The organism is Nitrosomonas sp. Nm84 (assembly GCF_003201565.1).
GTDB lineage: Bacteria > Pseudomonadota > Gammaproteobacteria > Burkholderiales > Nitrosomonadaceae > Nitrosomonas.
Genome location: NZ_QJJP01000016.1, coordinates 1 through 15521 on the forward strand (window position 1 = coordinate 1; position 15521 = coordinate 15521).

A 15521-nucleotide genomic window follows, 5' to 3' on the forward strand; every position below is an offset into this window, starting at 1 on the left:
AGCCCGGTGTGGTCGGTGGCAGCATAAATAAACCGGGGCGCGATGCTGCGGTGACAAAGGGCACTTTGGACATATCAAAAGTGCCGCTGCCGGGGCTGGCTGCTGCAGCCGCAGGAGCTGCCGGTGCTGTAGCAGCGGGTGCGTTCGTGTCGGCTGGTTTTGCCGGGGCCGGATTGGTTGCATGTGCTTGGAAAATCAGGCACATCATTCCTACAAGGCTGATTTTAAGTAACGATCCGCGAATACTGATTAGCAGAATCCTTTTTGTTCGCACAGTAGTCCTCGATGTAGGCGTGAATAAGTTATCTTTTTCATCCATTAAATTTCTTTTGATTTTGTAAGGCTGTTGATACCAATGATAAGGCCAAGCTTCAATAAAGCGATTACAGCGTCTCATCCACAAAGAAATCATTTTACCCCTCTCCTATTTTAAAATATCTGAATTCACAAATTTTCATTCCTAAAATATATTTAGCATTAACCATGCCAAAAAATAACATTATGATTAATATTAATTTATTATAAATTTATACAAACAGGAATTTGTGATTATCAATATTTTGAGATAAAATTCACAAAAATCTGTGAATCACTTTGTAATGATCAATACTTTTAAAATACTATTTCAAGATTCCCCTTTGTTTCTTGCGATGATGGATGACGCGCTGATTTGTCGCGAGATCAACCAAACCTGGCGCAACTATTTGAATTTGAGCAAAACAGACATAGTCACCATGTCTGCCGAAGAATTATTCGATGACTTGCATAATGAATCCGCACTTCTGAGTCAGATCAAACAAGTGGCGCATGAAGGCCATGTGATAAAAGGAATTCCGGTTACTTTATTAACCAGGCATCATGCTACCGAACTATCACACCGGGGATTATTATCGGCATGGCGCACACAACCGGCGCATGATAAGCAAGTTTGGGTGTTATTGGCATTCAGTGACGCCACCGGATACAGTCAAGCATCCAATGAATTTCGACGCTTACAAACCATTCACGAATTGATTCTGAATGCAGCCGGAGAAGGGGTTTATGGGGTGGATTGCCAGGGCAATACCATCTTCGTTAACGAAGCTGCAACGCAAATACTGGGCTGGCGTGGCGCAGATGTCATTGGAAAGCCATTACATGCCATCCACCACCATTCCTATCCCGATGGCTCCCCTTACCCTAGTAGCGCATGTCCAATTTATGCTGCCTTTAAAGATGGCAAGGTGCATCATGGCGATGACGAGGTTTTTTGGCACACCGACGGTACTGCAGTTCCCGTTGAGTATACCAGCACACCGATTTGGGAAGACAACATACTCAAAGGAGCGGTAGTCATCTTTCGGGACATTACTGAACGTAAAAAAAACGAACAGCAGCGTGAAGCGGCTTATGAGCAGATCAGAATACTGAATGATTTACTTGAGCATGAACGTGATTATCTGCGTGATGAAATCAATATCACCATCAACTTCGGCGAGATTATTGGCGAAAGCCAAGCTTTAAAACGCACGCTTGCCCAAATTGAAGCCGTTGCCAAAATGCCGACCAGCGTTCTGATTCTGGGCGAGTCAGGTGTTGGAAAAGAAATGGTTGCACGTGCAATTCATGCCAATAGCACCAGAGCTGGCAAGCAACTGGTAAAGGTGAATTGCGCTTCCATCCCCAAGAATCTTTTTGAGAGCGAGTTCTTTGGGCATGTACGCGGGTCATTTACCGGCGCTCATCGCGATCGAGTCGGACGTTTTCACCTGGCTGCAGGCGGCACCCTGTTTCTGGATGAAATCGGTGAGATTCCTTTGGATTCACAAGGAAAATTATTACGCGTATTACAAGAGCATGAATTTGAACGCGTGGGAGATGATAAAACGATCAAAATTGATGTACGCATTATTGCGGCAACCAACCGTGATTTGAAGGCTGAAGTCGATGCCGGGCGGTTTCGCGAGGATTTGTATTATCGCCTGAGTGTTTTTCCTATCGAAGTACCGCCATTGCGGGAGCGCGTCAGAGATATCGGTCCGCTAGCTACCCATTTCCTGAATAGCATCTGTACCGAACTGGGACATGACGCTTTATCATTGACCCAGCAACAGCTGGATAGCCTGAGTAAATATCATTGGCCGGGCAATATCAGGGAGCTCAAGAATGTCATTGAGCGAGCTGTCATTCTCACCAAAGGCAAGCGACTCCGGCTCGATCTTGCGATGCCCGGCAATCATGAAACCAAGCAAACCCCGGTATATATCCCATCCGAAGAAACAGCGTTCGTAACAGATGCCGTTTTTCGTGAGAAAGAAAAAATAAACATGTACGCAGCCTTACAACACGCAGACTGGCGCATTTCCGGCACAGACGGTGCCGCGGAATTACTAGGCATTAAACCGTCTACCTTTGCTTACCGGATGAAATTATATGGGATTCAGAAGCCGGATTGATTCAGCTTATCCAACGCATAAAATCCTTACAGATCCCTATTGCTTTTTTGTGCCCACGTCCTTACTTCCCGCACCCTCCAGAATACGCGTGACCAGATCGGACGTCGAGATACCGGGAGTATATTCAAGCTCTTGAATCGTTTGTGCCGGCAGTGTTTCACATAGCTTGTATTTATCAATACGCTCCTGCTCGGATGCGCATGCAAAAGTATAAATGTCGAAACCATGCTGTTGCATAAATTCTGCAGAAACATTCGCCGGGGTTTCCGTCATGACGGCATCCACATATTTGCAGGCAGAAACAGCAGCAGCACGCTCCGCTTGTTTCATGACAGGTAGCTTGCCTTTGTTTTCCACCACACGTTCATCGGAAACCACGCACACCGTCAAATGCGTGCCCAATGCGCGGGCTGCTCGTAAAAAATTGACATGACCTTCGTGAAACAGATCAGCCACCATGCGGGTATACACACGCCGTTGCTGCTGATTTCTCGGCCAAACGGGAATTTCCTGGTTTAAGCGCGCCATGGCCCACTCCAACCACTGACGACTGCGCAGCGCCCATGCATCGTCGGGATCCTTCAAAGCGACCTGATGCGCATAACACCAGGCTTTCGCTAAATCGCCGACTAACCAGTGTTGCACTAGTCTGTGATACGCGTAACAGCGCACCAGCAAAGTGAAGCTTTCCAGATTGCGCGCAGATATCACCGTATCCCAATGCGGATTCGGTGTGCGCCAGTCTCCATAAAACGCCGTCAGGATTGTCTCCGGCTGCTGCGGAAACCAAGCCGGACCATAGTCAGTGCTGCGCTGCACCAGATCAAATCGAGGAAAAACCGACACGCGCTGATAGTCAGGGGGATAATCAGGCAAAGAAAAACCGCCTACTAGCTGCTGTCCTCTAGCTTGTAAACCGCAAACATCCAGTGTCACGCCCAATTCCGGGTGCACATAATCACGATAGTTCGCATAATCAATCCGCATCGTCGACGGTCTGACCCACCCGGCTTGTTCCAGTGCAGCACAACACGCATCCCAGGATTCCATCCATACCGCAATGTCCAGATCTTTGTCAAAATCCAACAGACGTCCGTTACGCACCAAACCCAGTAAAGTCCCCGCATAAGGAAATGCCGGGATTCCCAATTTGGCCAATTGCGCACAAGTCGTCCACAACAACTGCTCCGCTTCCCCGGAAACAAATATATTTTCACCGGATCGCCGGGTTTTCTTTTTTTCCCGATGGGGCGGAATTTTTCCTGCTTTCGCCAATACCAACAAATGATCTAAAGCACGGACAAAATGATCGTGTGCAGCAGATAAATCCAACAAAATGAAATACGCTGTTCCCAGAACATGCGCCCAATGCGCTTTATGAAAATCACTCTGTACATGCGCATAAATCTTTGCTGCATAAGCCGGCACATCGACGGCACGATCCGTGCGCATTGCCAGCGAACACCATAATCGCGCAACATCCTGCGATAACGGATAGTCATTTTTTAATGGCTCCAGAATCCTGTCTGCGTCATTTAGCTTACCTGCGGAGATTAAATCCCTCGCCTGCAACAACAATTCATCCAGCTTCTTGGTCATAGTTTATCGCCGATCATTTTGTTTTTATTCATAAATTATGCGCTTCATACACGCATGATGCATGCCCGATATTAAGCATTGCATTTTAACGATTATTGAATATAATAGGAATAATTCTCATTACATTACTATTTTTTAATGAGATGACAAACAAAATGATGGTATAAATCAGTGAGCATCTTTGAAAATTCAGAATTTCAAACTACCAATGTTTTTGTAAAAAATGCAATACATGATGAAGTTTGGATTTTTAGAAATACTTTCTCAATCCATCAATTGCTTTAATGCAGCAATACAATTAGGAGATAATATTATGGCAGTACAACCACCAGTAACTCGCCCGAATCTGGGATCAGGAAGTATTAAGTTTATCGATGGCTTTCCTTTCGACGGACTTGGATCCGCCGGATTCGATGACAATGATTTACTTTTTGTCGGTGACGATTTAGACAATGAGATCACTGGCGGAGACGGCAATGATGAATTAGAGGGCGAAGGCGGAAACGATATCCTGAGAGAAGGCCTAGGCAATGGCATATTAGAGGGCGGAGACGGCAATGATGATCTGGATGGGCAGGAAGGCACTGAGAAGCTGTTTGGCGGTGCAGGAGACGACATTCTGCGCGCAGGCGGTACCATACCGGCTAACACACCCGTCCCACTTGGCCAACCGGCTGGAGACTACGACAGACTCACGGGTGGCGACGGCAGTGACACATTTGGATTCTATGGCGTAGGCACCTTTGAAGTTACCGACTTTACATTGGGTGAAGACCACTTGTTCTTTGATTCAGAAGCCCTCGGAATCCACGATGTTTCAGAATTGACTTCGTATATCACCAATATTGATGACCGCGGCGACAGCGGCTTTACCGTTGAATTCATTGGCGGCGCTGCAAGCATTCAGCTTACTAACGTGAATATAAACGCGATCACAGCAGATATGGTCATTTTTGATCTTTAAGCAACTCAAAGCAAAGTCGACCTTCACTCCTCTCAGTTACTTCCAGTCTCCGGCTGGAAGTAATGATATTGCCAAACTCATGCAGATCATGCCTTCATTTTATGAAGCTTTGGGCTCCATAACTTTGGACGACTCCATTAAAATCAACACATACCTCACACTGTTCAGTTCTATCTCCCACTCCAAAGTACTGAGCAATAAGAAATATAAAATCAACAATAGCGGGAATACCCCTCGCTCCAGTGAAAAGCTTGCCATTCTCGACCAGGTCACTCCATAAGAAAATTCCCAACCCACCAAGCTTATCATGTTGACTCAATATGTAAGCATATGTGTACATTTGTTCCTGTATTGCTTCAGCACTGTCAAAGCTCTGATCTGCCAGAAATGCCCCGGTCACCAAAAACATCTTGCGCCCTATCGAATGAGTTGCTTCCAGTGCATGCATAGCGTCCCACACCCACTCTCCATAAGTGAGTTGCGAGTTATAGCCAAGTTCCGATGACCCACAGTAATCAAAATTACCATAACAATCAAACCCCAAGTACTCCGCATCATCAAGCATGATCACATTCTCATTGGGATATTGTTTCTTTTGCTGTACCAATTCAATCCAAGCCTCGATATGTATTACACCTGACCCTGGGAATTGCTTCCTTAATAGTTGACCTACCAATCGCAACGTCGACAAGGTTTCTACATAACGATCATCAACATCGCGACAAGCTTTGGATTTGCCTTTTTCACATGCCCCCCTAACTGCCGCCAGAGGTTCATCCATTAAAAACAACATTTCATCGGGATGTATTTTGGATTTTTCTATCGCATTGATGATCGCATCCGGATCATTGCGGTACATTCCGGTTTCTTTATCAAACAATAGACTGCTGATAGTGATCACAGGCAGCATCTTGTATGTGTTGGCATCGAGATATTGCGTAATATCACTGGCAGTTTTCGGCGCCACTCCAAACGCATTGCTAAACGCTTTGACTTCCTCAATATGCCCCACTTCCGTCAGAAACGGTCCGACTATTTTCTGGAGTCGATTCGTATTAAAGTAGGCTCCATAGGTATTCATCGAAACCAACAATGTCACTACGATAAAAGCAATACGTTTACTCATCACACCCTCCATCTTCTAGCAGATGGCTCAGTATGAAGTGGCGGTGAATATTGTTCTGTGAGAAAACCCACCAGCATTTATACAATGTGGCGCTACTTTCTTTTAATTGCATAAAATTTTAATGAGACGTAGTAAAAAGCTATCACGACAGCAACATCACTATTGTCAATTTAATGTAACAACCGGGTGCAAATTGCTATCTTACCGTGGGCGACGGCAATCCAATGTCATAACGCTTCGTAGCGAATTTCCACCACCTCCAGCTCTTCCAAGCCAACCGGCGTATGCAGCGACACCATATCGCCTTCACGCGCCTTGAGCAGCGCCTTGGCCAGCGGGGAAATCCAACTGATGCGACCACTACTGGGGTCTACCTCGTCCATACCGACGATACTGTAGGTATGCTCCTCACCTTTGGCATTGCAGATAGTCACGGTGGCACCGAAGAACACCTGGTCACATTCACCACGCCGGGCGGGATCTACCACTTCAGCGCTATCCAGCCGTTTGGACAAGAAACGCAAGCGGCGGTCAATTTCGCGCAGACGTCTTTTGCCATAAATGTAATCGCCATTTTCCGAACGATCGCCATTGGAAGCTGCCCAAGTAATGGTTTTAACCAATTCCGGGCGCTCCACTTTCCACAATTGATCGAACTCTTCCTTCAATCGCTGATGTCCGTTCGGGGTGATATAGTTCTTCACGCCCTGAGGTAATTTCGGCGTGCCATCGAGATCATCATCGTTGTCTTCGCTCTCCTTGGTAAATGCTTTACTCATGCTGATCACTCGTTAATGTGCAGCGCTTTTGGAAAAAATGTTGATAACCATAACCCCGGCAATGATCAGAGTCAGACCGATCACGGCGGGAATATCCAGCGATTGTCCGAGAAAAAGCCAACCACTCAGCGCGATCAATACGATCCCTACACCAGACCAAATCGCATAGGCTATCCCAACCGGGATGGTTTTGAGCGTTAGAGAAAGCAGGTAAAAAGCCAGTAGATAACCAACTACAACCACCAGCGACGGCCACAAACGGGTAAACCCTTCAGCCGATTTGAGGTATGACGTTGCGATCACTTCGCTGACAATCGCGATGGCAAGAAGAATCCAATGTTGCATTTTGATCACTCCAATGGTTTGCGCCAGCCGATTTAGCCCAGCACGTCAGTAATCTGGTTAAACGATTTGTGCTGAAAAAAGTTACTGATATTGTCGGCCAATTGATCCAGCAGACGTTGCCTGGATTCCCTGCTGGCCCAGGCGACATGCGGTGTGACAATCAGGTTCGCCGACTGCTGCCGCAATATCAGATTATCTGCACCCGGCGGTTCGCCTTGTATCACATCGATGGCGGCGCCGGCAATGCGGCCGCTGGATAAGCACTGCAACAAATCCGCCTCGTTCACCAACCCGCCGCGCGCAGTATTGATCAGATACGCGGAAGGTTTCATCAATTCAAGCTCGCGACGGCTGATCAGATGTTGGGTTTCCTGCGACAACGGACAATGCAGCGTCATAAAATCCGCCTGCCGCAATACGTCATCGAACGCTGTTCGACCAGAACGCGGCGGTTTACCCTTATGTTCCGCAATCAGCACCTGCATGCCGAAGGCTTGCGCAATGTTCGCAACCGCATACCCCAGTTCGCCATAGCCGATGATGCCAAGCGCTTTTCCCGACAATTCCTGAATGCCGAAATCCAGTGGACAAAAAAAAGTACTGGTCTGCCAACCGCCCCGTTTCACCAATTCCTGATAGTCGACAAAACGGCGCGCCAGATTCAACATCAGCATAAACACATGTTGCACCACCGAAGGCGTAGCGTAACCGCGCACATTGCAGACTGGAACATTACGTTCAGCCGCAGCTTGCAGATCGATATTGTTGTACCCGGTAGCGGCCACGCAGATCAGCTTCAGGCGTTCCGCCGCCTCAATTGCCGCACGACCGATAAACACTTTGTTACTGGCCACCACCTCGGCTGCACGGATGCGCGTCAACACCTCCTGTTCGGAAGAATCGTAATGAAACTGCCATGGCGATATCGCTCGCTCCAGCGCCGTGCAATCCATATCGCCACGGGTCACAGAACCAAAATCCAAAAATACAGCGCGCATCTAATGGCCTCCGTTGTGCTCCACACCGAGAGAATGTTGTTGAAACATTATGTGAGCAATACGCCGGAAACCATGCACTTGAAAAACCTCAGTATGTTTCTCATACATTCACAGAAAAACTATGCGAAGAACACTTGTCGTTTGCCAATTGCGGCAGCAACACTCAGTGCATGCCATACTGTTGCACAGAACAAGTTACTTGAATCGGCTCGCTGCATCTTTAATCGATGCTGTCACCCGATTCCAGGCTGATTCCATGCCATCGCGAATATCTTCCCATGCTTCCTCACTGGCACGTTCAAGTTCCACGAGCTTCTTCTTTACTTCATCACGTTGCGTTTCAAGCTCATGAATGCTTTCATTTAATTTGATTCTGGCATCTGCATCAGCCGCCGATAATTTAGCTTTCATTTTATCGAGGTCGGCATTCCATTCATCCAGCTTTGCATGGGCTTTTTTTAAGTAGGCATCTTTATTAGTCATTTTTTCACCTCATCATTAGTCATTGAAAGAATATCATTCTGGAAACACGTTAGAGCCATCGAAAAGAATAATCCGATCACGGCTCTCTCGCAGTATAAAACTCACAATCTGTTCCTTGCCGTCCCCAGTGTTTTTTACTTTACAACACGAATTAGCGATTCTCAAGCCGATTATAATCCAGCATCCCATATCCAATGGGCGTAGATTGCTGGAAAATCTCATGCAAGCGATCGCTGTGCTGCCAGAATCCGCTATGTGAGCGCCGTATACCGTAACGATGCATCAACTCACGATAATCGTACTCGCTATTCAGTTTACCAAGTCTCGAGACAAAATCGCCCAACGAAGCCGCTTCAACTTGCCACAATGCAGTAGGATAAGCGCCGACAAAACCCGGCATCACCGTGATGTAATCTTCCTCAGGCATGCGGTTCGACTGTTCCTGCAATAAGCTGGCGATATGACTGTGCGCACTGTTACGCACGACCGTATAAACCCGATCACCATGATTTTTATCCAGCACCATCAGCAACCCCATTTCAGGCAATACACTGGCGGTCTCCCCTTGAATATCATGTAGCGATCTTAATAATTGCCGGTGTTGTTCTGGCACGGCAGGCTGCTCTAAACGATAACGTTTGGACAAAACCTTGGACAGTTTCTGTTGCAACTGCTGGAATAAAAACTCCTTGGCCGGTTGTCCTTTTGGATACGTAATTTCCGGTTCAACATCCAAATACGCATGTCCATATACATAGTTCTTGACCGAATCACTCGCACCTCGATACCAATGTTCACGCAGAGCAGTACGTGTTTCTCCGGGTAGTAAAGCAAGAAAATTAAACTCGCTTTCCATACGCAGAAAATCCATATAGAGACGCGTCGACAGCTGATGACCAACATTGCCGTAGACGTCAAACCCTGCGACCAGCAGGTAATGAATGCGTTCCAGAATCGGATAATCAATTAGCCACGCTGTTTTTGGCGGCTGGCCCACCAAACCTTCCACCACTGTAGCACTGTCGAAATGCCTGAAAACTGTTAAAGCTGCATTCTGATTATGTCCATCGCCTTGCCAGACCCAATCCAGATCCAAGTTAGCATCGCCTTTAAATAACTTATTCAGCGCCTCGCCCTTTTCTTTCAAATAAGCAGCCTGCAATGTGGAATATTCGGTCCAATAGTTTAAAACACCGGCATTACTTTCCCGTTCGGGCGGTATATTCAACTGGTCACTTTGAGCACTTAGGAAATCATCCATTTCCGCCAACGCTTCCTGATCTGGATTAACAAAAAATACCCAGAAATGATCATTGATAACATTCAGTGCCACCTGCCCACGGCAAACCGCACCTTTGATAAACCCGTCTATCGTGAATTGCGAGTGCTCCAGCATAAAGCGATAGCGCGCATGCGCCGGTATCGCCGCAAAAGTTTTGAACGGATTGGACGCCAGCTCAGGGGTGTATTCAGGAAGCTCCTCTACTTCATAGGGCGTTGCAAAAAACAACGCTTCGAAACGCTGCAAGCGTTTATTATTCAACACATAAGGTAAATGACTCTTAGCGGCGATACTATACTGCACGCGCTGCAATCGATAATACACCCTGTCAACTTGCGGGTCATCATAAGGCCGGCGGGTGCTGATAATGTTAATAGGTTGTCCGGGTTCGGTGCTTGAACGCACGATTTTGAAATAGGTTTTTGCAGCATTGCTGCCTTCCAATTCTCCGAAATACACATGCCCCTGAAACAAATGTTCATAAATATAGCGGGAAACCAAGCGCTGCTTTATAGAATCACCATTCAGAAAATTTTCCCAAATACGGATTTGATCTCGATACCCAGCATCCAGTACGGGTAATTCCGCGAGGGGTGCGCCAGCCTCCAGCCAGCGCTGCAGCAGCTCGAAATCAGCCGACGCGATACCAGGCAAACCATAAGGCATTCCCCAATACGGTTTTGACCCCGCATACTTTTGAAATTGCCCAACATCCGGACAGCTGTCCGTGGCATTCAAAGCAAATTCAAATAACCCATCAGGAATGATCTCATTGTGTTTTACTGCATTCTCGAGCGGATTGCGCTGTTTGAGCTCGAGCATCTTAAACATCAGGCTGTCCTGTAATAGTTGTGCATCGTGTTTCTCTGTCAATATGGGGAAAAATCCTTTTGTTCTCCATTCGTTAACCGTATGCGCATCTTCAAACAACCGTGTCAATGGATCGGCAGTCAAACGTTTGCCATTATAAATAGCCTGTGGATTGGCGCCTCGATCAATGCCCTGCGCGGAAGCCAGATTCAGTTGACAGGGTGCATCATAGCAGCCGTGGCAAACGACGCATCGTTTATCCAACAATGGCTGGATCTGCTGCCGATATAGCTGACCACTATCCGATTCAACAGCGACATATCGACTCGGGACGGATTGCTGCTCTGCGCCACATGCGGTTAATAAACAAGCGATAAAAGCCATTACATATTTGTTCAAAATTGCCTCATACGAATTCTTAACAGTCAATTTTCCAGCGTATTATTGCAGCAGATCTCCAAAAGCTCACCGCCGTAGCGCAGCCCGACTTCCGAAAGTATAGTCGTTTTATGGAAAAAACGACCACCCGCTCATGCTATCGGTGATTTCAGCAAAGACTACTTGGCGATCGTAATGCTCGGCACGCCGACACGTGGAATGTCAGTAACAGTCATCTGAAACAACAGGAACAATAACTGGAAAGCATCGCGATTCCAGCGCGCATGCGGGCCTGTGGTATTGACGGCATAAAAGCGGTTATTCCAGCGGATGGAGAAATCGACATCAGCAGGCGGCGTACCGGCAACCACGAATCCCATGGTCAGATCAGGGTTCTCATTGCCCAGAATGGGCGGCGTTCTTGGGTCTTTTTCCACATGATAGCCCCGTTCTTCACCGAGCGCTTTGCCGAGAAAACCGAGAATCGAATGAAAGCTCCTCAGCCGGAAAACCCCACTAATCGGCCATTCTCCACCATAGTGGCCGGCGCGGATATCGAAAGCAATATCACTGACATCCCATTCCCGCGCGCGCTCGTTCAGTTTTTCGCGGTCATCTTCGGGAAGCGTATCGGGATCGTAGTTGGTGATCAGAATCGGCCCGGGGATTTGTTTGCGCAACGTAAAGGTGTCGTCTCCGGTATTGTAGTGCACAACGAATTCCTTTTGCAGCGACTGAAAGCTGTCGGGCGCAATCGAACTGGCGGGCATCGTCCACGTATTAATCAGCGGCAAGGGCTCGGCATGTAATTGATTGTGATCCTGAATCGCCGAAAGATGTAATACTACCCGGCGAAACATCTCATAACCGCCTGGGTCTGCCGGGCTATTGTGATAGACATTGCGCTGTTTATCCTGCAACAAGCGCACTTCCTGTGCCATCATGCGCAATAACAGATCAACATCAAAACGCTGGCGCAACAGCAGCGTTAATTTGTTCTGTGGAAAGGGTGTGAGCAAACGCCTGGTGAAATCTTCCCCTTCGATTGGAACGATGCTGATGGTGGGACTTTCCGCAACACTACCGCCAAAAACCGGCAGTATCGATGTGCCCGCAAGTCCTCCCAGTGCGGGCATGGCGCCTGCATTGGCTTGAAAATTGAAAGTTGCCGCGATATTTGACACCGCGGTGAAATGAATCGGCTGACGGTGATGGGCACGTACGATATTGATGAGTAGCTGCTGAGACACGGCGTCGGTAACCGCATCGTCATACGCCAACACGGCGCGATTCAGTGCCATCGGTGACATGCAGCCGGTAAGCATACTCAGGATCAGCACGATCTGCATGAATCTCAGCAAGCACAGATGACATGTGGATTTCATGAGTCTTCTTTTCAGTCTGGATATTATTGAGACCGGCGCTATCAAACAGCATTCTCTCATTCTGTTACCGCGTGATCAATTTTTCGAATTCCTCGATAGGAATGGGCGGCGAATAAAGAAAACCTTGCACATAATCGCAACCGAATTCGATCAGCAGATTTTGTTGTTCCTGTGTCTCCACCCCTTCTGCAATAGTCTTGATATCCAGTTTATGCGCCATCATGATAATCGCCTCGACCAGTGCCCGATCAATTGGGTTGTTATTCAGGTTACTGATGAATGAGCGATCTATCTTGATGTAGTCGATATCGAATTCCTTGAGATAGGAAAGTGATGAGAACCCGGTACCAAAATCATCAATCGATACTTGGATGCCGTTATTGCGAAATTCCAGCAAGAAATTTTGCACAGTCAGCGTGCTTCTTAATAACAAACCTTCAGTAATTTCTACATTAATGCAGCCGCCTGGCAAACCACAATGAACGAGCTTGTCATACCAGCCTAGTCGATCCGACGTTTGGAACTGAATCGGTGATTTATTAATACTCACCTGAATAATATAACCAAATCGATCAAGCCATTGCTGAATGTGCGCAATCGACTGATCAAATACCCATTCACCTATTTTCACGATGAGTCCGCTTTCTTCCGCCAGCGGAATAAACGTATGTGGATTAATCATGCCACGATAGGGGTGTTTCCAACGTAACAAGGCTTCCGCCTTAATAATGCGCCGCCGAGACAAATCCAGGATGGGTTGATAATAAATATGCAGTTCATTACGTTCCAATGCTTTTCTAAGATCATTGGTAAGCATCATTTTTTCATTAGCCTTATGCTGCAGCGACGGCGTGAAATAACAATAACGATCGCGCCCTCCTTGTTTTGCCGCATACATCGCTTGATCCGCATGCTTCATCAAGCTCTCAATATCCATGCCGTCTTCCGGATAAAAAACGATGCCGATGCTGGTAGAAATATGATAGTCATCCTGGTTCGGTAGGAAATTGAACGGCTTATTCAGTTCACGAATAATGTGCCGCGCAATCTTCTCTACATGCTGCCTTAAATCGATACTGGGTAGAATAATGGCAAATTCGTCTCCGCCAAGACGAGCGACGGTATCGGTATCGCGCACGCATGATTTAATACGCTGCCCGACTTCCTTGAGCAGTTGATCTCCCGCAGCATGACCCAGTGTGTCATTGATATCTTTGAAGTGATCCAAGTCGAGATATATCACTGCCAGTAGTTGTTCACTACGATGCGCTTTTCTGGTTTCCTGGCTTAATCGATCTTTAAACAAGAAACGATTGGGCAACATCGTCAATTGGTCGAAATTGGCTTGAAATAAGATGAGTTCCTCTTTCTGCTTTTTCTCAGTGATATCGGAGAATTGCGCCACATAACCATACACTTGGCCATCCGGGCGATGAATAGCACTAATGTTCAGCCAGCGAGTACGAGTCGTGCCATCCCTGTGACATCCCCAAACCTCACCTTGCCAATGATTCTTCTTCTGAATATCCTGCCATATACTCCGGTAAAGAATTTTATCGTGGCATCCGGAGCAGAAAACTCGAGGATTCTTGCCGACGACTTCCGACAATTCATACCCCGTCAAGCGTGTAAAAGCCGGGTTCACTTGTTTTATCAGATTATTTTCGTCGGTAATCACGATCGCTTCACCGCTGGTCTGATAAATTGCATCTGCCAGCAACATGGAATCAAACGTTTGCCTGAGGCTGGTAATATCCCGACTGGTACCGATCATGCGTATAGGCTGCCCGGAAGCATCGTACAATACGGTAGCAATGGCATGAATATAGCAAATCGCGCCATCCGGTCTGCAAATGCGGAATTCCGTATTGAAATCCCTTTTTTCGCGTAACGCTATTTGAATTTCTTTCTCTGTTTGTTGTAAATCTTCCGGATGAATACACATACACCAATGCTCATATTCTCCGCGAAAATTATTTTGCGAGATGCCATACAGCACAAACATTTGATGATCCCAAATCAGTTTGTTCTGAACAATATCCCATTCCCAGATACCGATGCCGGTCGTGCGCGTTGCCAGCAATAGGCGTTGCGAGGTCAGACGCAGCATGTCTTCAGCGTGCTTATGCGCGGTAATATTGATGAGCGCCAAAACCCAGGTTTTACCAAATAATGGATGATCAAAAGTGGAAATCGTCGCATAACACCGGAAAGTCGCGCCATCCTTCTTGAAACTATAGACTTCTCCATTCCATATACCGGAGCGCTCAATCTCAGCCGCGATTGAATCTGCAATGACCAAAGGGCCTTCCAAAGTGGCAATATTGACACTGTTGAGGTGTTGACCGAGCAGTTCATCAACGCCATAACCGAACCTGGTTTCAAATTGCGGATTAGCGTACACGATCTGTTCATCGTGAACGCGAATCAGGCATACCCCGATGGGCAGGCTTTGTAATATATTGCTGTGAAAATGCAATATTTCCTCAGCCAGCTTACGCTCGGTGATATCCGTGGAAATTCCAAATTCGCCAATGATCTGGTCTTGATCATTCATCATGGGGCTTTTGACGGTCCAGAAGAACCGTGTTTGTCCTGATGACTTGATGACCATTCTTTCTTCGCGCTTAATCGTCTGCCCAAACTCAATTACGCGACTGTCATCGAATATCAGGTCATCTGATAACGCCAAATCAAAGAATTCCTTATCTTCATGACCGATAATTCCCTCAGCCGACATATCAAAAAGATCGATAACATTTTGATTCACATACGTGTAGCGCCCCGCTCTATCCTTCGTGTAAATGCAAGCATCCACTTGATTTAGAATGCCTTCTAGCTGACCAACTCTGCTTTCCAATGAATTTATCATGGAACTTGCTGCCGAATTGAATGACTGTTCCGCTGAAGACGGAATAAATACTCTTTTGCGATTTG

At 47.0% G+C, this 15521-nt stretch carries 12 protein-coding genes and 1 pseudogene; 2 read left to right on the forward strand and 11 right to left on the reverse strand.

The genetic code is table 11. The features are described 5' to 3' along the window. Window positions 1-397, reverse strand: a pseudogene (locus C8R34_RS16475) (hypothetical protein); the annotation flags it as partial. A 202-nt stretch (window positions 398-599) separates the two neighbouring features. Here C8R34_RS16475 and C8R34_RS09320 point away from each other — a divergent pair. Next, entirely contained in the window at window positions 600-2435 is a 1836-nt protein-coding gene (locus tag C8R34_RS09320; RefSeq protein ID WP_110340109.1) for a sigma 54-interacting transcriptional regulator, read from the forward strand. Window positions 2436-2471: 36 nt separating this feature from the next. Here the strand turns inward: C8R34_RS09320 and C8R34_RS09325 are convergent, their stop codons facing one another. Then, entirely contained in the window at window positions 2472-4034 is a 1563-nt protein-coding gene (locus C8R34_RS09325; protein ID WP_110340111.1) for an adenylyltransferase/cytidyltransferase family protein, read from the reverse strand. A 313-nt stretch (window positions 4035-4347) separates the two neighbouring features. On the opposite strand from C8R34_RS09325, the gene C8R34_RS09330 reads away from it, so the two are divergent. Continuing rightward, window positions 4348-4998: a hemolysin expression modulating protein gene (locus C8R34_RS09330; RefSeq protein WP_110340220.1), complete on the forward strand. Its 651-nt coding sequence runs from the start codon at window positions 4348-4350 to the stop codon at window positions 4996-4998. A 94-nt stretch (window positions 4999-5092) separates the two neighbouring features. Here the strand turns inward: C8R34_RS09330 and C8R34_RS09335 are convergent, their stop codons facing one another. The 9 genes from C8R34_RS09335 to C8R34_RS09370 all read right to left on the reverse strand — a co-directional run bounded on the left by C8R34_RS09335 (window position 5093) and on the right by C8R34_RS09370 (window position 15456). Beyond that, window positions 5093-6124 (reverse strand): hypothetical protein, encoded by a 1032-nt coding sequence (locus tag C8R34_RS09335; RefSeq protein WP_110340113.1) that lies wholly within the window; start codon window positions 6122-6124, stop codon window positions 5093-5095. 227 nt (window positions 6125-6351) lie between these two features. Further along, window positions 6352-6903, reverse strand: a complete 552-nt coding sequence (gene greB / locus C8R34_RS09340) for a transcription elongation factor GreB (RefSeq protein WP_110340115.1) — start codon at window positions 6901-6903, stop codon at window positions 6352-6354. 12 nt (window positions 6904-6915) lie between these two features. Continuing rightward, window positions 6916-7248, reverse strand: a complete 333-nt coding sequence (locus C8R34_RS09345) for an SMR family transporter (RefSeq protein WP_110340117.1) — start codon at window positions 7246-7248, stop codon at window positions 6916-6918. Between the two features lie 32 nt (window positions 7249-7280). Continuing rightward, complete coding sequence (locus C8R34_RS09350) at window positions 7281-8246, reverse strand: 2-hydroxyacid dehydrogenase (RefSeq protein WP_110340119.1); 966 nt, start codon at window positions 8244-8246, stop codon at window positions 7281-7283. Window positions 8247-8441: 195 nt separating this feature from the next. Beyond that, window positions 8442-8729, reverse strand: coding sequence for a hypothetical protein (locus C8R34_RS09355; RefSeq protein ID WP_110340121.1), 288 nt, complete (start codon window positions 8727-8729; stop codon window positions 8442-8444). A 151-nt stretch (window positions 8730-8880) separates the two neighbouring features. Beyond that, entirely contained in the window at window positions 8881-11220 is a 2340-nt protein-coding gene (locus tag C8R34_RS09360) for a fatty acid cis/trans isomerase (protein ID WP_132467082.1), read from the reverse strand. 158 nt (window positions 11221-11378) lie between these two features. Beyond that, window positions 11379-12500: a hypothetical protein gene (locus tag C8R34_RS09365; protein ID WP_258364442.1), complete on the reverse strand. Its 1122-nt coding sequence runs from the start codon at window positions 12498-12500 to the stop codon at window positions 11379-11381. After that, the gene (locus tag C8R34_RS17015; RefSeq protein WP_258364443.1) at window positions 12469-12636 is read right to left on the reverse strand and encodes a hypothetical protein; all 168 of its coding nucleotides are present in this window, start codon (window positions 12634-12636) and stop codon (window positions 12469-12471) included. Before C8R34_RS17015 ends, C8R34_RS09365 begins: the two co-directional genes overlap by 32 nt. A 12-nt stretch (window positions 12637-12648) precedes the next feature. Beyond that, complete coding sequence (locus C8R34_RS09370; RefSeq protein ID WP_165872554.1) at window positions 12649-15456, reverse strand: EAL domain-containing protein; 2808 nt, start codon at window positions 15454-15456, stop codon at window positions 12649-12651. Between the last annotated feature and the right edge of the window lie 65 nt (window positions 15457-15521).